The sequence below is a fragment of the Streptomyces bathyalis genome, from assembly GCF_015910445.1.
In the GTDB taxonomy this organism is placed as follows: Bacteria; Actinomycetota; Actinomycetes; order Streptomycetales; family Streptomycetaceae; genus Streptomyces; species Streptomyces bathyalis.
The window spans coordinates 4,500,722-4,521,140 of record NZ_CP048882.1; the positions used below are offsets into that span (position 1 = coordinate 4,500,722).

Here is a 20,419-nt window from a genome sequence, read left to right on the forward strand (position 1 = left end):
GGTGAAGGGTTGGTGTCGCCCCATCAGGGGCGTGGTCGCACCTCCTGGGCACCCGGTAGCGTGACCCGTCGGTTCAGGTAGGCAGTTGATCGATCTAGGAGCCCCGGTGACAGCGCACAGCGGACGTGGACAGGGCGACCCGCCCCTCTACGAGGGTGTCGTGCTGCCGGCGAACGGCGACCCGTGGACCCCTGAACAGCAGCGCCAGGTCGACCGTTCGCACAGTCAGCCGTCCGCGGGGCAGCCGTGGGGCGAGCCCTGGGGCCCCGAGTCGCAGGCCGAACCCTGGGGCCCGGAGTCGCGGGCCGCCGTGGCGTCGGGAGACCCGTACGGGCCGTCCCTGCCTCCGCCGCCGCAGTCACCACCGCCTCCGCCGCCCGCGCAGCCGCCGTACATACCGCCGCAGCAGCAGTCGGCTGCGGCCTACGTGGAGGAGGCGGGCCCCGGGGCGGGCGGAAGACATGGCGGCGGCGAACAGCCGTCGCCGCACGGTGTCCCGTCAGCTGATCTGCCTCCGGCGCAGCCGCCGCAGGTGGGTAACGACCTGCCCCCCGTGCAGGGGCCGCAGGCACCACAGGCACCACACACGCCCGCACCGCACAACGGCCAGGCGTTCGACGGGAACGCGCAGTTGCCGCCGCAGCAACCACAACAGCCGCAGCAACCACAACAGTCGCAGCAACAGCAACAGCCGCTCGCCGGCGAGCAGTTCGCCCAGGGCCCCGGCCCGATGCAGACCTTCCCCTCCCAGCAGGGCGTCTCCCAGGCCATGCCGGCACCCTCGGCACCCGCGGCGCCTCCCGCTGCCGAGTCGGACGCCACGCAGTTCATCCCGCCGGTCACCGGTGCTCAGCCCCAGCCCGGTCAGCCCCAGCCCGGTCAGTACCGGGGCGTGCAGGCGCCTCCCGCGATGGACGCCGATGCCACGCAGATGCTCCCCCCGCAGACCGGCCAGGCACCCGTCCGGGATCCGGAGTCGACGGCGCAGCTGCGCACGCCGCTGCCGCCGGAGGCGCCTGCCGGCGGTCAGGGCGGTCCCGGCGACAGGCAGCAGCCGCCGGCCGGGTTCGAGAGCCTCTTCCGGTCGGAGCCCGGATCGGGCGGCGGGCGCGGCGACTCCGGCGGGCAGGGAGCCACGCAGAGCCTGCCCCTCTTCGACCACGCGGCCGCCCGCCAGCGCAACAGCGGAGTGGGCGGACTGGGCAAGGCCGGAGGCCCTGCCGGCCCCGGCGCTCCGGGTGCTCCCGGCGGTCCGGCCGGGCCGTACGGTCAGGGCCCGCAGGGCGGCCAGTGGGAACCGCAGGGGCGCGCCGCCCGCCGCAACGCGGAGCGGAGCGCGCTCTCCCGCATGTCTCCCGGCATCCTGATCGGGGTCGGTGTCGCGGTCGTCGCGGGTGTCGGCATGGTCGCGGGCGCCGCACTGAGCAGTGGGGGCGACGAGGACAACAAGTCGGGAGGCAAGTCCTCCACCGCACCCGCCAGTCAGAAGTCCGACGGCCCCGACCCCGCCGAGGCACAGGCCAAGGAACTCGACAGGCTCCTCGCCGACAGCAACAACAGCCGCGCGACGGTGATCCGTTCGGTGGAGAACATCAAGTCCTGCAAGAAGCTGGGCCAGTCGGCCAGCGATCTGCGTGCCGCCGCCGACCAGCGCAACAGCCTCGTCACCCGCCTCGGCAAGATCGAGACGGACAAGATCCCCGCCAACGCGCAGCTCAAGTCCGCGCTGACGGAGGCATGGAAGGCCTCCGCCTCCGCCGACAGCCACTACGCGGCGTGGGCCGACCAGACCTCCGGCAAGAAGGGCTGCCGCAAGGGCAAGGCGCGGACCACCGCACACACCGGTCTCGGCGCCCGCTCCAGCGGCCAGGCGACCGCCGCCAAGAAGAAGGCGGCCGGACTGTGGAACCCGACGGCCAAGAAGTACGGCTTGAAGGAGCGCCAGGTCGTCCAGCTCTGAGCGGACGCCGGCGAGTCGTGCACGCCGGGCCCGGCACGGGTCCGGCGTGCGCCGCGGTGAGCCGGCTGAGCCATCAGGTCAGGACGACGGCCCGTTCTCCAGCGTCTTCTGTACGTCGACGAACCCGTCGTGCACCGTCGTCAGCCGCCCCTCGCGCACGCGCTGGTAGGTCACCTTCGTGTTGACGATGCGCGGGAAGTCGCGTGCGGCGAGCATGTTGCCGTAGGTCCAGTTCAGCTTCGGCGTCAGCCCGCCGGTGTCGACGGAGCCGCGCGTGTCCAGCGTGTGCCGCACGGACTTGGCCGTGATCTCTTCGTCGCCGAGGGACTCGATCAATCGCCGCAGCACGGTGTAGGCGATCCAAGTGGTCTGCACGCCGGGGTCCGTGGCGTCCACGCGGTTGTCGCCGAACGCGTGCTCCCCGATGACCTTCTTCATCGGCTTCCAGCGCTTGTCGTCCGCGGCCGGGTACCAGCCTGTGGCGTACGCGCCCTCGAGCGGGCTCGCCTGCCCGCCCGACCGGTCGACCAGGGACTGCTGGAGGCTCCCGAGCACCGACGCCGTGCGCACGGGTGGACTGTCCTTCTGCACCCGCCTGAAGGAGTCGAAGAAGGTGTCCGTGCGTCCGCCCAGCACCGCGGTGACGCACGGCCCGTTCGTCCGGCGCCCCTCAACCGACGTGCCGAATGCCGCGGTGCCCTGGGCGTTGGCGCTGTTCAGGGCCCTGCGTGCATGACGGGCATACGCGAAGGCGTCCTCGGGCGCCCGTACGTCCGTCACCGGCCCCGCGCCGCTGTGCGCCAGGCCCGCGTTGATGAGCCTGGGCAGTTGGTCGCCCACGCTGGTGTCGGGCCGCACCAGCGAGACGTGCGAACAGCCACCGGCGGCGAGCTGGCGGCCGTTCCCCGCGACGAGCGCGGGAAGACCGCCGTTGACGGGGTAGGACAGCGGGCTGCTGAACTCCTGATCCGCGACTCCGTAGCCCCCGATGTATGGGATTCCGGCACGTTCGAGCGCGGACATGTACGCGCGGCCGTACTGGCTGTAGGAGCCCACGACCGCGACCACGCGTTCCTTGAGGGCTCGCGACGCGCAGCGTGCGGCACGCACGGTGTCGTTGTGGTCGTTGCAGGTCAGCACCCTCAGCCGGTGGCCGTTGATGCCGCCTCGGGAGTTGACCCAGCGCGCGTACGCCTGAGCCATCGCGGGCATGCCCGGCATGTTCGTCGCCTTGGTGCCCTGCGGCGCCCACGTCATGACGGTGACCGTCTCGTCGCCGCCGGTGCCGGGTACCACCCCGCAGCCGCCCAGCAGCATCACGCAGGCGCCGGCGGAAGCGACGGTGGCGAACAGGGCGGGGCGACGACGCCGTGCAGTCATGTGGCGCACGCTGCCGTCCGCTGCCTAACGCCTGGGCCCCGGCACCTCAACTGCAGGTGACGCAAGCGTGAATACCGCGTCCACGTATGGCTCAGGCGAGCGAAAGGTATCGCGGGGCGCCCCGAAGTGGGCGCGGAGTGCGCAACTGTGTCCGAAAGTGTTCTCTGCCGCAAGATTCCGTGAGGGCTTCCCGAGGCGGCCCTCGGTCCACCACCATGGGCATCATGCCCGTCCATGACTTGCCCTGGTGGCGCTGGCGCAGCAACGTGCGTTCGGCGCTGCACATGCTCTCCGACCCCGCCTTCCAGCAGGACTGCTGGGCGACGGGCAGGCCCGGCTTCGGCGACGTCACCGACGCCGTGTACCGCCTGGTCGAGGACACCTGGCTGGACAACTGGTCCGCCGAGAAGTACGTCGGCACGATCTTCCGCGACTCGCAGGAAGCCGCGCTCGTCGACACCGCCGTGCTCCGGGTGCTTCGCATAATGCACCAGGTCGGGGCGGATGCCCCTGTCGTCTCCTACATGGAGCACCACGGCTGGCCCGAAGCGGTACGCGCGGCGCGCGACGCACACGTACGGCTGGCGACGAACGACGCCGAGGACCCGGACGAGCCGCCCCGCTCGCTGGACGTGCTGGCGATCATGCAGCACTCGGTCTGAGGAACGCCGCCGGCGGTCGGGAGGGCACGCCGAGCTGTGCAAGGCTTGACCTCATGAGCGAGCCGCACGCCGATGCCGACAGCACGCAGCACGACCCCGCCTCCCTCACCGGAGGCCTCGCCGCCGCCGCACGGGAGGGCGGAGGCGACGGGGTGCGGGATGAGTACATCCTCACGCTGTCCTGCCCGGACAAGAAGGGCATCGTGCACGCCGTGTCGAGCTATCTCTTCATGACCGGCTGCAACATCGAGGACAGCCAGCAGTTCGGCGACCACGACACGGGCCTGTTCTTCATGCGCGTCCACTTCTCCGCGGACCCGGGCGTGACGGTGGAGAAGCTGCGCGCGAGCTTCTCCGCGGTCGGCGACTCCTTCCATATGGACTGGCAGGTGCATCCCGCGGCCGAGCGCATGCGTGTCGTGCTGATGGTCAGCCGCTTCGGCCACTGCCTCAACGACCTGCTCTTCCGCTCCCGCAGCAAAGCCCTGCCGGTGGACATCGCGGCCGTCGTCTCCAACCACACGGACTTCGAAGGGCTCGCGGGCTCCTACGACGTCCCGTTCCACCACATCCCCGTCACGAAGGGGAGCGAGGAGAGCAAGCAGGAGAGCGAGGCCGCGCTGCTGCGTCTCATCGAGGAGGAGAACGTCGAACTGGTCGTGCTGGCTCGCTACATGCAGGTCCTGTCCGACAACCTGTGCAAGCAGTTGCCCGGCCGGATCATCAACATCCACCACTCGTTCCTGCCGAGCTTCAAGGGCGCACGGCCCTACCACCAGGCGCACGCCCGTGGCGTCAAGCTGATCGGTGCCACCGCGCACTATGTGACGGCCGAGCTGGACGAGGGCCCGATCATCGAGCAGGAAGTGGAAAGGGTCGGCCACGAGGCCTCACCGCAGCAATTGGTGGCGGTGGGACGTGACGTCGAATGCCAGGCGCTCGCGCGGGCGGTCAAGTGGCACAGCGAGCACCGCGTGCTGCTGAACGGGCACCGCACCGTCGTCTTCGCCTGACGCGCGGCACCGGATCCCGCCGAGCGGCTGAGGGCCCTGCGGCGGCGCGGACTTACATACGGGCCTACATGCGGGAGAGCGAGGCCGCCGCGAACAGGACGTCGCGAACCGCCTCCCGGTCGCCGTCCTGGCCCGCGGCCGTCTCCAGCGGCGGTACGTGACCGGCCACGAGCTGGCAGAACTCGTAGCGGTCCAGGGCCACATGGGCCACCGCGTCGCCCGGGCCGACCGAGGCCGCGGGCGAGTCCAGCGGGATGTACCAGTCGCCTCCGCCGTCGCCCTCGACCTCCAGATGCAGGGCGCGGCCCGGCGCGCCCGCGGTGGTCAGCCGTCTCGATGCGGTGGACAGGCCGGCACGGCGGCGCCAGGCGACCGTCCCGGGCAGCAGCCGGGCGGCCAGGTCCACCATGTGGTGCATGTGTCTGCCCTGCGGCGGTGCGTACGGGTAGTCGATCGCGTCGGCGATGTCCTCGGCATGCATCCAGCACTCGAAGGCCCGGTCGAGCAGGGCGTCACGGACCGGGAGGGTGAAGTCGCCGTAGACGACGTCGAGTTCGGCGACGCCGCCGCCCGCGAACGACGCCGAACGGACCATGGCGTGGCCCTGCTCCCGCCAGGGTTCGCGAGCGCTCGGCGTGCGCAGCACGTCCGTGTCCGCCCGCCAGAACTCCTCCGTGCGGGAGGCCGGGCAGGACGGGAGGAGCGGCGCGGCCTCCTCGGACGCGGCGCTCCCGGTGCCGCTGTCCAGCGGGTCGGGCAGGCCCAGCGCGGTGGCCACCAGGCCGTCGACGGCGTACAGATGGGCGATGACGCCGCCGACCGTCGTCTCCCGCTCCGCGTGCTCCCGTCCGTCGAACCAGCGCAGCAGGACGGGCGCGAGCCATTCGGCGTCCGCCATGTCCCGCAGCAGGGCGTCGAGCCGGGAGGTCTCCGCGTCGTACGGAGCCGCCCAATCGGGCACGGGCACCCGCGGCGGGCGCCGCCCCATGCAGCCCTCCAGCACTTGCGAACGCAGCGTCGGGTCGAGATCCAGGCTGTCCTCGGGGTGCAGCAGACCGACGGCGTCGCGCAGCCGCAGTGCCTCGTCCGCGCACGTCCCGCAGTCGCTCAGATGTCCTTCGACGGCGGCTGTCTCCTCGATGGAACACGCGGAGAGGGCCCAGGCGCCGAGCAGCGACTTCAGCACCCGGTGGTCGAACTGCGCGGGCAACTGCCCGGCCGGCTCGGGCTGTCCGGCGGGCACGGCCTGTCCTGCCGGCTCGTGGGGCGGCTCCGATGACCGCTCCGGCCACGCGCCGGACGGCTCGTGCGGCTCGTACTGCCGGGGAACGTCCGGGAGTTCGGGCGGCGCACCGGGCAGTGGTGCCTCGGGCGGGTCCGTGCGGAACGGCGAGTCCTCCGCCGGGCTGCGGGGAGGCGGTATGCGGTGCGCACCTCCGCCCGGGCACTCGCTGCCGGTGGCGCCGCTGCCGTTGCCGGTGGCGCCCGTACCGCCGGATCCCGGATCGCCTTCTCTGGGGCCGCCGTTGTCGTCCGGCTCCTCCTGGCCGCCGGGGAACTGTCCATACGGCCCGTTCACCGGGAACGCCCGGGGCCGTTCGAGTGCGCCGGCATCGGGTGGCTCGTGGCCGACGACAGCAGCTGGAGGCCCAGCCGCAGCCGCCGCCGTGCCTCGTCCTCCGTCACGCCCAACTGCCGTGCCGTCTGGCGGTAGTCGCGGCGCTGGAAGTACGTCAGCTCGAGCGCCGCGCGCAGCGAGGAGGGCATCGACGTGACGATGTAGTCCGCGCGGGCGGCCGTCGACGCGGCGCGCACCTTCTCCTCGATCTGCTCCCGCCGCTCAGGCGAATCGGGGGACTGCGGCCCTTCCTCGCGGTGCTGTCTGCGCAGCCTCCCGGCCGCGATCTCCTGCGTGACTCCCGCTATCCAGGAGCGCATCGGGCCCTTCTTCGGGTCGTAGGCGTGCGGGTTCTCCCAGATGTAGCCGAACACGTCGCGCGTGGTGCGGTCGGCGGCCGCCTCGTCCTCGAGCACCCGGTGGGACAGGCTGTGCACGAGCGAAGCGAAACGGTCGTACAACTCGCCCAGCGCCGCGGCTTCACCTCGCGCGAGACGCTGCTGCATCTTCCGGTCCCAGCGCGGTGGTGTCTCGTTCGCCATCGTGACTCCCAGCCGAATTCCGTGCCTCCCCCAGAGCCTTCGGCCTGGGTGGGGGCCCCCAGCGGAGCGAGGGGGAGTGCCCCCATTGCCGTGCCCGTCGCGATCCTGTCGCAAGCCGGCACCTCGAATGTAGTGCGAGGGGCTGACAACGCACGGCCCTTTGCGGCAATGTGCTGCCAGTGCTGATCGCTGATGGTGTCGATCCCGTCACGTTGCGATATTGCTCAGGACGTATCGATGCGCGATCACACCCGAAAATGCCAGGGAGTTATGCGGGTATGACTGCGACCATTGCGGGGGAGAACGGCCATCGAGCGCATAGGCTCTGGTTACTGGCTCGTTTTGACCGTGGGGGGCCGGGCAGCCGCACAAGGAAGGGAGCGTTCCGGAACGTGCGCAGGGCCCGGGCAGGTGTAGTCGAGCGAAGGGGATACGAGAACGTGTCGTTGAAGGTGTCGGAGGAGGAACGGGGGGAGTGGGCCGTTCTCCGGGTCTCCGGAGAGATGGATCTGGTCACCTCACCCGCCGTGCGGCAGCACGTGCACGACGCCGTTGCCGAAGGCCGGCGGAGCCTCGTCCTCGATCTCTCGGAAGTGCTTTTCTGCGATTCCAGCGGTGTGGGCGTCCTTATCGCCTCACGCCGGCTGATGCGGTCCTGCGCCGGGCAGTTGCGGCTGATTCTGCCCGCAAAGGGTGCCGAGGACGGATCGCATGTGAACCGCGTGCTGGCCGCGCTCGGAGTGCGCCGTCTCTTCGACTGCTATCCCGACCTCTCGACCGCCACGCAGGAGACGGCTGCCGGTCCGCTCTCCGCCTGAGCATCCCTCCGCCAGGCCAGCGTTCGTGCCCTTCTCGCGCCTGCGCACCAGCCCGAGCCGAACCGCCTTACGGGCGAACTCCCGGCTGCTCGCGCCGCCCCGCCCCCCTCTCCGTACGCCCCTCAGCGCATCGCGCCCGCTCCCGGCTGCCCGCTGACGGACGCCTTACGTCACGTACGTCCGTGAAACTCCCCTCCGAGTGGTGCCGCACAGTATGAAGTACCACTACTCCTTTGCGCCGGAATATGCCTGAAGCGCTTGTTGCCCCAACTATGCGTCAATCATGCTGTTCCCAGGGTCACGGTCCGTGATCCCGCGACAGCGCGTGGCGATGTGCTCGGCAGTTTCGGACGGAGTCAGCAGTGCGGGTGCTTCAGGTGCAGTTGGAGATCGGGGCGGACCCGGCGGAGGTGGGGCGCGCGCGAAGGTGGGCCAGGTCGAGGCTGGCCTGCTGCGGTATCGGCAGCGACGAGGCCCTCGCGGAGACGCTGCTGCTGCTGGTCTCGGAGCTGGTGACCAACGCCGTTGTGCACGCGGGCACTCCGTCGGTGCTGCGCATGCTGCTGCCCGGACGCCACACGCAGGGATCCGTCCGCGTCGAGGTGGCGGACCTGAGCACATGCCCGCCCCGGCAGCGTCACGCCGACGGCGAGGACACCAACGGCCGCGGTCTGGAGCTGGTTTCGGGCCTCGCCGACCGCTGGGGCTGGCAGCGCGAGGACTTCGGCAAGCGCATCTGGTGCGAACTGGACCGTTCCGGCGGTGGCCAGGGCCCCGTCGCCGCCCTTTCCGGCGTGCCCGCCGAGCAGTTGGCGGTGGGCGCGGTGAGCAGCGCGGACGGGGGCTTATCCGCGTAGCACCGCAGCCGTGGGTGCGACAGTGTCCTTCTGAGAAGGGCTCGATGAGGAGGGGTGCGTGCGATTCGCGCTGGACGCACTGCTCGCCGATGTGCCCGTGGAGCAGGTCGACGAGGCTCGTGACTTCTACCGGTCGAGGACGGCAGGCAGGGGTCCCGGCACGCTGGAGGAGTTGAAGGAGGCACGAGCGAGGAGGTCCGCTCCTCGTGCCGCCGATCCGCCTGCCGTCGAGGTGACGGTCGAAGCGGCGGAAGTGCGCGTCCCCGTAAGGATCTTCACGCCTGTCGGCGGTCCGCCGAGGGGCGTCTACCTGGACATACACGGCGGCGGCTTCTACATGGACTCCGCGGCGCGAGGGGACGAACGCAACCGCGAGCTCGCCGATGCCCTGCAAGTCGCCGTTGTCAGCGTGGACTACCGGCTGGCGCCCGAGCACCCCTGGCCGGCGGCGCCGGACGACTGCGAAGCGGTGGCTCTCTGGCTCGTCGAAGAAGCCGGTGCCCGCTTCGGAACGCCGCGGCTCGCGATCGGCGGGAGCTCCGCCGGGGCCACACTCGCCCTGGCGACCCTGCTCCGGTTGCGAGACCGGGGCGCCGCCGGCCGGTTCACCGGCGCCGCACTTCAATTCGGCACCTACGACTTGAGCGCACGGACCCCGGCCGGTCGCCGCATCGCGGACGAGTACTTCATCCAGGCCTACGCCGGCCATGTGGAGGACCGCACCCATCCCGACGTCTCTCCCGTCCACGGCGTCCTTCGCGGGCTTCCCGCGACGCTGCTGATCGTCGGAAGCGAGGACGTGCTGCTGGAGGACAACCTGGCCCTGGCAGGCCGGTTGTCGGCGGCCGGCAACGACGTCGAGATCCGGGTCTACCCCGAGTCACCCCACGGCTTCACGGGCCACCCGACGGCGATCGCCAGGACGGCGCTCGATGGCGTCAACTCCTGGCTGAGCGACCGGATCACGCAGGCGTCAGGAGATCCGGGCCGGGCCCTCAAGCCGCGGTCCCGTCCGCGCCCGCGTCCGCACCGACGGCCGGGTCCGAACCGGCACCCCGGACCCTGAAGGTACGCCTGTAGGCGCTGGGTGAGACGCCGAGCGCCGCCTGGAAGTGCAGCCGCAGCGAGGACGGTGAACCGAAGCCCGCGTCCCGCGCGACGTTCTCGACGGACAGCGGGCTGCTCTCCAGCAGATGCCGAGCACGCTCGACGCGCTGCCGCGTGAGCCACACCTGCGGGCTCATCCCGGTCTCCTCGCGGAAGCGCCGCGTGAACGTCCGTACGCTCATGGCCTCCTGCTCCGCCAGCTCGCGCAGGTCAACGGGCCTGTCGAGGTGCCGCAGAGCCCACGCGCGGGCCGTGCCCGTGGTGTGGACGCCTGGCTGCGGCACCGGACGCTCTATGAACTGTGCCTGGCCGCCGTCCCGGTGTGGCGGCACGACGGTGCGGCGTGCGACGGAGTTGGCGACGGCGGCGCCGAAGTCCTCGCGCACCATGTGCAGGCACAGGTCGATGCCGGACGCGACGCCCGCCGAGGTCAGCACGTTGCCGTCCGCCACGTAGAGGACGTCCGGGTCGACCTCGACGCCGGGGTGCAGCCGCTGGAGGCGCTCGCAGGAGGCCCAGTGCGTCGTCGCGCGCCTGCCGTCCAGCATCCCGGCCGCGGCCAGCACGAACGCACCCGTGCAGATCGACGCGATGCGGGTGCCGGGCCGGATCGAGCCCAGGGCGTCGGCCAGCGCGGGTTCCAGGCGGCCGCTGGCGTAGGGCTCGTCCAGCTCGTGCGAGGCGGGCACGATCACGGTGTCCGCCTCGGCCAGGGCCTCCGGGCCGTGTGCGACGTGGACGGTGAAGTCGGCGTCCGTGCGGACGGGACCCGGCGTCACCGCGCAGGTGACGACCTCGTACAGCGGCTTGCCGTGCTCGTCCCAGGAGCGGCCGAACATCCGGTGCGCAATGCCGAGTTCCATCGGCAGCAGGCCGTGCCGCACGAGCACGGCAACACGGTGGAGCCCTGGGTGGCGGAAGGCGCTCGAAGTCATGGCCCGATCCTCGCACAACGTGGCCTCCGGGCCACTCGTGCGACGGTGACCGCCGGCGGAGGCTGAATCCGTGACCGAGCGAGCGACCGAACGAGCGACGGGACCGGCGAGCGAGCCGGCGACGCAGCCGGAGACGGAACCAACCATCGAGCCGGCCATCGAGCCGTCCATCGAGCCTGCCGTCGGACCGGACACCGGACCCACGTCCCTTGCCAAGGGACCCGGCGCCGGGGGCAAGGGCCGCACGCCAGCCCTGCGGCGACGCGCCCCGCGCGTGCACCGCGCCTGGTGGGTGGCGGCCGTGTCGTTCGTCGCGCTCGTCGGCGCCGCCGGGTTCCGGGCCACGCCGAGCGTGTTCATCGATCCGCTGCATTCGGAGTTCGGCTGGTCGCACAGCACCATCTCCGCCGCCGTATCCGTCAACGTCCTGCTCTACGGCCTCACTTCGCCCTTCTCCGCCGCCCTCATGGAGCGCTACGGCATCCGCCGCATCGTCTCGGGGGCGCTGCTGCTGATCGCCGCGGGCAGCGGGCTGACCGTCTTCATGGATGCCACCTGGCAGCTCATCCTGTGCTGGGGTTTCCTCGTCGGGCTCGGCACCGGCTCGATGGCTCTGGCCTTCGCCGCGACGGTCTCCGGAAGGTGGTTCATCGAGCGCCGCGGCCTGGTCAGCGGCATCCTCACCGCCGGCGGAGCCGCCGGGCAGCTGGTGTTCCTGCCGCTCGTGGCGCTGCTGGTCGAGGGCCCCGGGTGGCGGGTGGCCTCGCTGACCGTCGCCTTCGCCGCGCTGGCCGTGGTGCCGCTCGTACTGCTCGTGCTGCGCGACCGCCCCGAGGACGTGGGGCTGCTTCCGTACGGGGCGGGCGCCGGCTACGTCACGCCGCCGACCCCGCCCCCCGGAGCCGCGAAGCGGGCGCTCCGGGCCCTGTACGACGCGGCGCACACCAAGGTCTTCTGGCTGCTGGCCGGCACCTTCGCGGTGTGCGGTGCCTCCACGAACGGGCTGGTCGGCGTGCACTTCGTACCCGCCGCGCACGACCACGGCATGCCCGTGCCCGCCGCCGCCTCGCTGCTCGCCGTGATCGGCGTCTTCGACCTGGTGGGCACGGTCGCCTCCGGGTGGTTCACCGACCGCTTCGACGCGCGCAGGCTGCTCGCCGTCTACTACGCGCTGCGCGGTGTCTCGCTGCTCTTCCTCCCGATGCTGTTCGCGCAGAACGTGCGTCCGTCGATGCTGTTCTTCATCGTCTTCTACGGCCTCGACTGGGTCGCCACCGTGCCGCCCACCATCGCCCTGTGCCACCGGTACTTCGGCGACAACGGGGCGATCGTCTTCGGCTGGGTCCTCGCCTCGCACCAGGTCGGCGCATCGATCGTCGCGTTCCTGACGGGCCTGGTGCGCGACACGTTCGGCAGCTACGACGTGGCCTGGATCGCCTCGGGAGCCCTGTGCGGCACCGCGGCGCTGATGGCACTGGTGATACGTGGACGGGGCAGGCCGGAGGCGGAAGCGGAAGCGGCGCGCGCCGGGAGCACCTAGGCCCCGTCTCTTCGAACAGGTGGTTCGTAGTCTTGGCCTGCTCAGCAGGGGGATCTGACCGGGCCGTCGCCACCCGCTACGACGATCGCGGGTACGTCTGTCTCGGCACCTTCACCGCTGCCGCCCTCCTCGTTCGGCTCCGATCGAGACCGGAGCCAGAACCCAGGCGGGGCAGTTGGGTCCCCCGGCAGGGACAGCCCATCGGCTCAGGAATCAAGCACGGCGGCAATGGCTTCGATCTCTACGAGCTGTCCGTCATAGCCGAGCACGGTGACACCCATCAATGTGCTGGGCACGTCGTGGTCGCCGAACGCGTCCCGGACGACCTCCCACGCCGTCACAAGGTCCTCCTGCCGGTGGGAGGCAACGAGAACGCGGGTGCTGATGACATCGTGCAGTGACGCGCCGGAGTCCGTCAGAGCGGTCCGCATGTTCTCCACAGCCCTGGCCGCCTGCCCCGCGAAGTCCCCGATCGCCGCAGTGGAGCCATCCTCATTCAGAGGACATGCTCCGGCCAGGAAGATCAGCCGCGACTCGGCCGGGGCCGTGGCCGCGTAGGCGTACTCCGCAACATCGGACAGGGAGGCAGAGCGGATCAACGTGACGGCACGCGGCACGGGCTTCCTTACGTTGTAGGTGGGTTGGTTCCGGGCCACTCAGGACCTTCTCAAAGGTCGACTCAGCGTTCGACACATTTTCTGGCTGCCGACTCCCGTGATGGGCCGCTGCCGTCAGCCGCCCAATGGATCTCACGTGATCGAAGAGACACCGCCTAGAGGGCCCCGCCCCGGAACGTGACCCGGTAGGCGCGCGGGGAGACACCCAGCGCCGTGTGCATGTGCTGCCGCAGCGATGCCCCCGTACCGAAGCCCGACCGTGCCGCGACGGCGTCCACCGGCATGTCCGTCTCCTCCAGCAACTGCCGTGCCCGCTCGATGCGTTGCCGCGTCAGCCACTGCACGGGGGTGAGCCCGGTCTCCTCGCGGAAGCGGCGCGTGAACGTCCGTACGCTCATGGCCTCCTGCTCGGCCAGCTCGCGCAGCGACAGGGGGCGGTGGAGGTGGCGGAGCGCCCAGGCGCGCGCGGCGCCCGTCGAGGAGCGCACCGAGGGCTCCGCGACCGGACGCGGCACGAACTGGGCCTGGCCGCCCTCCCGGTGGGGAGGTACGACGGTCGCCCGGGCGACGTCGTTGGCGACAGCCGCGCCGTGGTCCCCGCGGATCATGTGCAGGCACAGGTCGATGCCCGCTGCCTCGCCGGCCGCGGTGAGGACCTCGCCCTCGTGGGTGTAGAGGACGTCCGGGTCGAGGTCGACGTGCGGGAAGAGGCGGCGGAAGTCCTCGGCCGACTTCCAGTGCGTCGTGGCCCGCATGCCGTCCAGCCATCCGGCGGCCGCCAGCACGAACGCGCCCGTGCAGATCGAGGCGATGCGCGTGCCCGGGCGGCGGATGTGGCTGAGGGCCTGGGCGAGCGGGGCGCCGAGGCGTCCCGTCGTCTCCGGGTCGTCGTCCTCGTGGGTGGCCGGGACGATCACGGTGTCCGCATCGCCCAGGGCTTCAGGCCCGTGCGCGACGTGGACGGTGAAGTCCGCGTTCGTACGGAGCGGGCCGGGCGTGACCGCGCAGGTGACGGTCTCGTACAGCGCGGCGCCGCCCTCCGCGCCGCCTTCCGGGCTCCTCGCGGCGCCGAACATCTGGTGCACAAGCCCCAGTTCGAGCGGCATCACGCCGGGACGCACCAGCACGGCGACGCGGTGCCGCCCGTCGTCGTGGAACGGGGCGCCGGTGCGCGGCGTGGGGGAGGGCGAGGCGGACGAGGAGGACACAACGGTCATGGCCAGATTCTTCCACATGCTGGCCATCTGGCCACTCGTTCGGCGACTGCGGACGTCGGAGCATCGAGCCATGAAGGTTCTCTGGATTTTCGCCCACCCCGAGCAGCGCTCCCTCAACGCGTCCCTCATGCGGGAAGGGCTGCGGGAGTTGACCGCGTACGGGCACGAGACCCAGGTCTCCGACCTGTACGCCATGCGCTGGAAGGCGGTCCTGGACGCCGCCGACGTACGCCCGGCAGGGCCCGGCACGAGCGACGCGGCCCGGCTGAGTGTCGGCGCCGAGCAGGAGCGCGCGTACACGGCGGACGAGCAGAGCGAGGACATCCGCGCCGAGCAGCGCAAGATCGCCTGGGCCGACACCCTGGTCTTCCACTTCCCGATGTGGTGGTTCGGGCCGCCCGCCATCATGAAGGGCTGGTTCGACCGCGTACTCGTCCAGGGATTCGCGTTCGGGCTGCGTGGCCCTGACGGGCGCATCCTGCGCTACGGCGAGGGCGGCCTGGCGGGCAAGCGCGCGCTGGTCATCACCTCGGTCGGCTCCCGCGAGCCGGGCTTCGCTCCGCGCGGCATCCACGGATACGTCAACGACGTGCTGTGGCCGCTGCTGCACGGCACCTTCTGGTACACGGGCATGGCCCCTCACCGGCCCTTCGTGGTGTACGGAGCGGACCGGCTCACGGACGAGGGCCACCGGGAGTACGCCGATGCCCTGCGCGAGCGGCTGCGCGCCCTGCCCGAGGCGGAGCCGCTGGCCTTCCGCAGCGAGAACGGCGGCGACTACGACGAGACCCTGACGCTCCAGCCCTGGATCGAGCCCGGTGCCACCGGTCCAGCCGTCCACGAGGTCTGCGCGTGAGCCGCTGCCGCCCCGGCGCCGCGGCCGGTGCGCGTCAGGCCGCCGCCCGCGTGACCGCCTTCGCGATCCTGCGCGCGTCCAGCGACAGCTCCCGGAGCATTCCGCTGAGCGGGTTCGTGTAGCCGATGAAGTAGAGCCCGGGGGCCTCCGGGTGGGTGCGGCGGCCGTGCGCCAGCGGGCGGCCGGTCTCGTCGAGCACGCCGAGGTGCCCGACGAGGTCCTCGAGTCCGCGCTGGTAGCCGGTCGCCGCTATGACGACGTCGGGGGCGAGCGCCGCCCCGTCGGCGAGCCGCACCTTCTCCCCGTCGAAGGACTCCACCGCGGCGACGGGCTCGACCTTGCCCTTCCGTACGGCGGCGATCAGCCCCACGTCCTGCACGGGGATCGCCCCCTGCCGGGCCCGGGTGTAGAGCCCGGTGTCCGGCCGCGGCAGGCCGCGTGAGGACAGGTCGGGGATGGCGATCTTTGCCATGCGCGCCGCGAGACGGTCCACCAGCCGCGTGGGCAGCCGGCGGCACAGGATCCCGTTGGCCTGAGCGGGCCAGCCCAGGGTGGAGCGCCGCACGATGTGCGGGACGGTGCGTATCGCGAGCCGCACGTGCGCGGCCCCGCCGTCGGCGAGGTCCGCGGCTATCTCGGCCCCCGTGTTCCCGGCGCCGACGACGAGCACGTCCTTGCCCTCGTACGGCTTCGCGTTGCGGTAGCGGGAGGCGTGCAGCAGTTCGCCCTGGAAGCTCTCGCGTCCGGGCCAGGCCGGGATGCGCGCGGTGTGGTTGTAGCCGGTGGCCACGACGACGACGGGCGTGGTCAGCCTCCGTCCGCCGTTCGCGTGCAGCACCCAGTCCGCGCCGCTTCGCTCGATCGTGTCGACCTCGACGCCGGTGGCCACTTCGATGCCGAAGTGCTCGGCGTAGCTCTCCAGGTAGCGGACGAAGTCGTCGCGGGCGACCCAGCGCCCGTACGAGCGGGGTATCTCCAGTCCGGGCAGCGCCGACCAGCCCCGCGTGGTGTGCAGCCGCAGCCGGTCGTAGTGGGCGCGCCAGGACGCGGCGACCGACGGGGACTTCTCGAGCACGACGGTGCTGATGCCGAGTTCGTGGAGTGCTGCGGCGGTGGCCAGCCCACCAGGACCGGCGCCGATGATGTGAACGGGAACCCCGTCGTCGGTCATGGGCATGACGGAGAGCTTAGTGCTGGTGGCGCGGTGTTCCCGTCACGGAAGCGTCACGGGAAGAGTACGTGGAGGCCGCTGTCGGCGGGGTGCGGGGCGATTGCGGGAGATCGCGGAGAAAGCGCGGAGACGGAGGGCGATCGCCGTCTCCGGGAGGAGAGGGAGAAACGTTTTTCGGGGTGCTCAGGGGAAACGGTTCATCTGGTGGGCTTGCGGCCCGTCACGCCGAGGTGGACGAGCACCGCCAGATTCGGCTTCAGGTCCGCCTGCTTCACGCCCCACGTCTGGAAGCCCTTCTGATGGCCCGCCACGGAGGCCAGCATCATCACGAGGGCTCCGGCCGTGGCCGCAGGGTTGACATCCTTGTCGACCCTGCCCCTGGCCTGCAGGTCCTTGATGGAGTCGGTCAGCGGCTGGTTGACGGAGTTCAGGACCTTCATGCGGATCTTGTAGAAGCGCTTGTCGCCTTCGGCCGCACCAAGGTCGATCACCCGCAGGATCGCATCGTTCTTGCGCCAGAACGCGAGGAATCCGTCGACGAACTCCTCCGCGGTGCGCCAGCCGGACTTGCCGGCCCAGGAACGGTCCGCCACCAGCTCGCTGAGCGCGGCGGCGTCCTTCGCCATGGACTCGGCCAGTTCGAGGACGGCGCCCTCGACGTCCGGGAAGTACTGGTAGAAGGTCGCCGGGGACGTGCCCGCCCGCCGTGCGACATCAATGACCTTGACATCGCGATACGGCGACGAGCTGAGCATCTCGCCGAGGCAGTCGAGCAGCTTCTGCCGCGTCGCCTGTCCGCGGCGACCCGCCACTCGCCCGTCGACGGTTCGAACTTGTCCTGTCATGCCGTCAGCTTATCGACGGGGAACGGGCGCGCGATTCGGCCGCATCCAATGGGATGGCACCCGCCGTGATACGGGGTGGGTCCCGGCCGTCCGAGCGGGCAGACGTACATGACGGGAGACGGGGCGGGAAGCGGGACGGGAGCGGGGGCGGAAGGTTGCACAGGCGGGCGGACCGGAGGGCAGAACACTGTGCGTTCGAATCATCGGCCTGCGCGGATTCCAGAACGCGGCTAGCGTGCCGTACGAGTGGAATCGTCCGCACACGCCGGGGGGCGGAGCAGAAGCAGAGGCAGGGCGGAGCAGGGGAGGCAGACGGGCCATGGCCGTACGGGCACAGACATCCGCCGCGGGCGGACGGCGTCCTCGCCGGGCCGCGCCGGTGACCTGCGGGCCCGCTTCGGCGGGTACGGCGTGAGGGGCCGGCAGCCGCGCGGTGAACACCGGGTCCGCCCCGTACGGACCTGCGCGAGGACTGGAATGAAGCCTCGCGCTTCGTTGTTTGGCCTGCGCAGACCCGCAGGGGCGGCCCCCGGGTTCGCAACCACCGCCTTGGGCAGGAAGAATCAGCCTGTGGACCGCGTGTCCGGTACGGCAGTGAGAAGCTGCACGGGGCGGGGAGTCGAGTGGCCCCGACGGGGAGGTGGCAGGTAAGTGGTGGAGCAGCTGACGCAGCACGATCCGCGACGGATCGGCCAGTTCGAGGTGCTCGGCCGGCTCGGCGCCGGGGGCATGGGGCTGGTCTACCTCGCGCGTTCGGCGTCCGGCCGGCGTGTGGCGATCAAGACCGTACGCACCGAGCTCGCCGAGGATCAGCTGTTCCGTGTGCGCTTCACGCGTGAGGTCGAGGCCGCCCGCGCCGTCAGCGGCTTCTACACCGCGGCCGTCGTTGACGCCGACCCCAGGGCTGCCGTGCCGTGGCTCGCGACGGCGTTCGTACCGGCGCCCTCCCTCGAGGAGATAGTCAACGAGTGCGGACCACTGCCGGTGCAGGCCGTCCGCTGGCTCGCGGCCGGAGTCGCCGAGGCGCTCCAGTCCATTCACGGTGCCGGGCTCGTCCACCGCGACCTGAAGCCCTCCAACGTCCTCGTGGTCGAGGACGGGCCCCGCGTCATCGACTTCGGCATCGCCTCCGGTGTCTCGAACACCCGCCTGACCATGACGAACGTGGCCGTCGGCACGCCCGCGTACATGTCTCCCGAGCAGGCACGGGACTCCCGCAGCGTCACGGGCGCGAGCGACATCTTCTCCCTCGCCTCCACGCTGGTCTTCGCAGCCACCGGGCACGCGCCTTTTCACGGCGCGAACCCGGTGGAGACGGTCTTCATGCTGCTGCGCGACGGCCCGGACCTGGAGGGGATGAACGAGGAGCTGCGGCCGCTCATCGACCCGTGCATGCGCATGGCGGCGGAGGAGCGTCCCACCCCGGCGGACATCCAGTCCCAGCTCGCCCCGCACCTGTTCTCCTCGGGAGGCGACGACAGCGGCACGGCCTCGGCCTGGCTGCCGGCGGGCGCGGTGGCCCTCATCGAGCGCAAGCGCGGGGCACGCCCCACGCCGAGGCGGCCCGCCCACCGCCAGGACGGTCCGCCGGACGGTGGGCCCGACGGCGGTGCCGCACAGCCGGCACCGTCCGCCGCCGCTCCTCCCGCCGTGACACAGGCACCGCCGGCGCACGCCGCAGGCGGAGGAGGGCACCGTGGCGGGCCCCGGCACGCCATCCCGGCCGGTCCGGGAGGCCCCTCGGCCGTCGGTTCGATCGCGTCGCACCCCGCTCACTCGGCACAGGGCGGCCGGGCGGACCGCTCCGCTCATGCCGCGGCGCCCGTCCAGCCCGCCGAGGCGCCGGCGCCGCCGGACGTTGCGGACGGTGCTCCCGTACGGCTGCCCGGCTCGCACGTGCCCATCGGACCCGGGCCGCGCCGCTCCGAGGACGCACGCGCCGAGGCCGCCGGTCCCGCGACCGGCTGGGTCCGGCCGCCGAACGGTGCGCCGGTCACCGGAGCCGGAGCTGTGGCGCCCGCCCCCGGCGCGGGTGGTGAGGCGTCTCCGCCTCCTCTCGCGGGGCCGACCGGAGCGGTTCCGCCGCCCGGCGCCGTCGGTGAGGCGCCTGCCGGCCAGTCGCAGCCGCAGCGCTGGCGTCCGTGGCGCTTCCGCATGTCGAACGACGTGTGGGGCACGCCTGCCGTCGCCGACGATCTGCTCTACGTCACCTCCTTCGAGGTTCACGCGCTCGACGTCACCAGCGGACGCCGGCAGTTCAGGACGCGCGAGGTTGCCTGGTCCATGGAGGTCTCCGGCGGACGTGTGCACGCCTCCGACGGGCCCAGCCTCTACGCGCTGGACGCACGCGACGGCTCCGAGCTGTGGCGGCTGGCGACCGACGGCTGGGTGTTCTCCCTCCAGGTCGACCGCGGCACCGTCGTCACGGGTACGCGTGGCGGCGGCGTGCAGGTGTGGGAGGCGGCCAACGGCGAGAAGCTGTGGGAACTCGGCGGCGCACAGACCGAGTTCGAGACCCGCGAGGCCGGCCCCTCGGTGCACGAGGGCACGGTCTACACGTGGGGCGAGGGCCGTCTGTTCGCGCTGGAGGCCCGTACGGGCGCCGAGCGCTGGTCGTACCCGGTCGGCGACGCCGCGGCCACCGGAGGGGTCCCGCTGCGGCTGACCCCTGCCGAGGACGGCGTGGTGTACGTGTGCGCGGGTGCCCGCGTCCACGCGCTGGACGGCGTCAGCGGCGCGGAGCGGTGGCGCTTCGAGGCCCCGGCGGCCTTCCTCAGCCCACCGGCGTTCGTGCACGGCCCGGCGGTCGCGGGTGGCGGCGTGTACCTCGCCGACTACCTCGGCACCGTCTACGCCCTCGACGCCGTCACCGGTCAGGACCGGTGGCGGATCGCGACGGAGGCCCGGCACTCGACGGAGCCGGTCGTCGTCTCGGACGGGCTCGTGCACCTGGGCAGCGGCGGCGCGCTGTACACGCTGGACGCTGTCAGCGGTACGCCGCGGTGGCGGTTCGCCGCCGCCGGCGACCTGGTGGGCGCGCCCGTCGTCGCGGACGGACGTGTGCACTTCGGCTCGGCGGACCACTGCCTCTACACGGTCGACGCGGTTGGCGGCCAACTCCGCTGGAAGCTCGCCACGGGCGGCGAGATCACCGGGTCGCCGGTGGCCGACCGCGGTGTCGTCTACGCCTGCAGCAAGGACCGCTGCGTCTACGCGCTGGACGCCGAGAAGGGCACCGGGCAGGCCCGTCAGACCTGAGCACATCGGTCACGGCCTTCGGG

General features: G+C 71.8%; 17 protein-coding genes. 9 read left to right on the plus strand and 8 right to left on the minus strand.

Features of this window, described 5'->3' with window-relative positions; translation table 11 throughout:
* Positions 1 to 106 precede the first annotated feature (106 nt).
* Positions 107 to 1,960 carry a hypothetical protein gene (locus G4Z16_RS19630; protein ID WP_246530953.1) on the plus strand — a complete coding sequence of 618 codons (1,854 nt, stop codon included), beginning with the start codon at positions 107 to 109 and terminating at the stop codon, positions 1,958 to 1,960.
* Between the two features lie 78 nt (positions 1,961 to 2,038).
* On the opposite strand, the gene G4Z16_RS19635 is transcribed toward G4Z16_RS19630, so the two are convergent.
* Positions 2,039 to 3,340 carry an ABC transporter substrate-binding protein gene (locus tag G4Z16_RS19635; RefSeq protein ID WP_246530954.1) on the minus strand — a complete coding sequence of 434 codons (1,302 nt, stop codon included), beginning with the start codon at positions 3,338 to 3,340 and terminating at the stop codon, positions 2,039 to 2,041.
* Positions 3,341 to 3,555: 215 nt separating this feature from the next.
* On the opposite strand from G4Z16_RS19635, the gene G4Z16_RS19640 reads away from it, so the two are divergent.
* The gene (locus G4Z16_RS19640; RefSeq protein WP_197352035.1) at positions 3,556 to 4,002 is read left to right on the plus strand and encodes an SCO4402 family protein; all 447 of its coding nucleotides are present in this window, start codon (positions 3,556 to 3,558) and stop codon (positions 4,000 to 4,002) included.
* Positions 4,003 to 4,055: 53 nt separating this feature from the next.
* Positions 4,056 to 5,015: a formyltetrahydrofolate deformylase gene (gene purU, locus G4Z16_RS19645; protein ID WP_197352036.1), complete on the plus strand. Its 960-nt coding sequence runs from the start codon at positions 4,056 to 4,058 to the stop codon at positions 5,013 to 5,015.
* 64 nt (positions 5,016 to 5,079) lie between these two features.
* Here the strand turns inward: purU and G4Z16_RS19650 are convergent, their stop codons facing one another.
* Both G4Z16_RS19650 and G4Z16_RS19655 read right to left on the minus strand, forming a co-directional pair.
* Positions 5,080 to 6,594, minus strand: coding sequence for an MDMPI N domain containing protein (locus tag G4Z16_RS19650; RefSeq protein WP_246530955.1), 1,515 nt, complete (start codon positions 6,592 to 6,594; stop codon positions 5,080 to 5,082).
* On the minus strand, positions 6,591 to 7,175 hold the full coding sequence (locus G4Z16_RS19655; protein WP_197352037.1) for a sigma-70 family RNA polymerase sigma factor: 585 nt from the start codon (positions 7,173 to 7,175) through the stop codon (positions 6,591 to 6,593). The genes G4Z16_RS19650 and G4Z16_RS19655 overlap by 4 nt, the downstream gene beginning before the upstream one ends.
* A 440-nt stretch (positions 7,176 to 7,615) precedes the next feature.
* Between G4Z16_RS19655 and G4Z16_RS19660 the strand changes: the two genes are divergently transcribed.
* The 3 genes from G4Z16_RS19660 to G4Z16_RS19670 all read left to right on the plus strand — a co-directional run bounded on the left by G4Z16_RS19660 (position 7,616) and on the right by G4Z16_RS19670 (position 9,916).
* Positions 7,616 to 7,993, plus strand: a complete 378-nt coding sequence (locus tag G4Z16_RS19660) for an STAS domain-containing protein (protein WP_028436674.1) — start codon at positions 7,616 to 7,618, stop codon at positions 7,991 to 7,993.
* A 362-nt stretch (positions 7,994 to 8,355) separates the two neighbouring features.
* A complete protein-coding gene (locus G4Z16_RS19665) occupies positions 8,356 to 8,850 on the plus strand; it encodes an ATP-binding protein (RefSeq protein ID WP_197352038.1) in 495 nt (164 codons plus the stop codon).
* A 58-nt stretch (positions 8,851 to 8,908) separates the two neighbouring features.
* A complete protein-coding gene (locus G4Z16_RS19670) occupies positions 8,909 to 9,916 on the plus strand; it encodes an alpha/beta hydrolase (protein WP_197352039.1) in 1,008 nt (335 codons plus the stop codon).
* Here G4Z16_RS19670 and G4Z16_RS19675 read toward each other — a convergent pair.
* Complete coding sequence (locus tag G4Z16_RS19675; RefSeq protein ID WP_197352040.1) at positions 9,846 to 10,892, minus strand: GlxA family transcriptional regulator; 1,047 nt, start codon at positions 10,890 to 10,892, stop codon at positions 9,846 to 9,848. The two genes, G4Z16_RS19670 and G4Z16_RS19675, sit on opposite strands and share 71 nt — an antisense overlap.
* Positions 10,893 to 11,049: 157 nt before the next feature.
* Here G4Z16_RS19675 and G4Z16_RS19680 point away from each other — a divergent pair, with 157 nt between their 5' ends.
* Entirely contained in the window at positions 11,050 to 12,432 is a 1,383-nt protein-coding gene (locus tag G4Z16_RS19680) for an MFS transporter (RefSeq protein WP_425508173.1), read from the plus strand.
* A gap of 206 nt (positions 12,433 to 12,638) precedes the next feature.
* Here G4Z16_RS19680 and G4Z16_RS19685 read toward each other — a convergent pair whose 3' ends face one another.
* Complete coding sequence (locus G4Z16_RS19685) at positions 12,639 to 13,049, minus strand: RidA family protein (RefSeq protein ID WP_130298979.1); 411 nt, start codon at positions 13,047 to 13,049, stop codon at positions 12,639 to 12,641.
* A gap of 155 nt (positions 13,050 to 13,204) precedes the next feature.
* Entirely contained in the window at positions 13,205 to 14,266 is a 1,062-nt protein-coding gene (locus tag G4Z16_RS19690; protein WP_281393702.1) for a GlxA family transcriptional regulator, read from the minus strand.
* Between the two features lie 70 nt (positions 14,267 to 14,336).
* Here G4Z16_RS19690 and G4Z16_RS19695 point away from each other — a divergent pair, with 70 nt between their 5' ends.
* The gene (locus tag G4Z16_RS19695) at positions 14,337 to 15,122 is read left to right on the plus strand and encodes an NAD(P)H-dependent oxidoreductase (protein ID WP_197352042.1); all 786 of its coding nucleotides are present in this window, start codon (positions 14,337 to 14,339) and stop codon (positions 15,120 to 15,122) included.
* 34 nt (positions 15,123 to 15,156) lie between these two features.
* Here the strand turns inward: G4Z16_RS19695 and G4Z16_RS19700 are convergent, their stop codons facing one another.
* Positions 15,157 to 16,299 (minus strand): flavin-containing monooxygenase, encoded by a 1,143-nt coding sequence (locus tag G4Z16_RS19700; RefSeq protein WP_425508094.1) that lies wholly within the window; start codon positions 16,297 to 16,299, stop codon positions 15,157 to 15,159.
* A 191-nt stretch (positions 16,300 to 16,490) separates the two neighbouring features.
* The gene (locus G4Z16_RS19705) at positions 16,491 to 17,138 is read right to left on the minus strand and encodes a TetR family transcriptional regulator (protein ID WP_197352043.1); all 648 of its coding nucleotides are present in this window, start codon (positions 17,136 to 17,138) and stop codon (positions 16,491 to 16,493) included.
* A 651-nt stretch (positions 17,139 to 17,789) separates the two neighbouring features.
* Between G4Z16_RS19705 and afsK the strand changes: the two genes are divergently transcribed.
* The gene (afsK, locus tag G4Z16_RS19710) at positions 17,790 to 20,396 is read left to right on the plus strand and encodes a protein serine/threonine kinase AfsK (RefSeq protein WP_197352044.1); all 2,607 of its coding nucleotides are present in this window, start codon (positions 17,790 to 17,792) and stop codon (positions 20,394 to 20,396) included.
* Positions 20,397 to 20,419: the final 23 nt, after the last annotated feature.

Bases quoted from the DNA above. Each gene is read 5' to 3' on its own strand.
- G4Z16_RS19690 (WP_281393702.1), bottom strand. From the start codon at position 14,266: ATGACCGTTGTGTCCTCCTCGTCCGCCTCGCCCTCCCCCACGCCGCGC.
- G4Z16_RS19640 (WP_197352035.1), top strand. From the start codon at position 3,556: ATGGGCATCATGCCCGTCCATGACTTGCCCTGGTGGCGCTGGCGCAGC.
- G4Z16_RS19700 (WP_425508094.1), bottom strand. From the start codon at position 16,299: ATGCCCATGACCGACGACGGGGTTCCCGTTCACATCATCGGCGCCGGT.
- G4Z16_RS19635 (WP_246530954.1), bottom strand. From the start codon at position 3,340: ATGACTGCACGGCGTCGTCGCCCCGCCCTGTTCGCCACCGTCGCTTCC.
- G4Z16_RS19695 (WP_197352042.1), top strand. From the start codon at position 14,337: ATGAAGGTTCTCTGGATTTTCGCCCACCCCGAGCAGCGCTCCCTCAAC.
- purU (WP_197352036.1), top strand. From the start codon at position 4,056: ATGAGCGAGCCGCACGCCGATGCCGACAGCACGCAGCACGACCCCGCC.
- G4Z16_RS19705 (WP_197352043.1), bottom strand. From the start codon at position 17,138: ATGACAGGACAAGTTCGAACCGTCGACGGGCGAGTGGCGGGTCGCCGC.
- G4Z16_RS19675 (WP_197352040.1), bottom strand. From the start codon at position 10,892: ATGACTTCGAGCGCCTTCCGCCACCCAGGGCTCCACCGTGTTGCCGTG.
- G4Z16_RS19655 (WP_197352037.1), bottom strand. From the start codon at position 7,175: ATGGCGAACGAGACACCACCGCGCTGGGACCGGAAGATGCAGCAGCGT.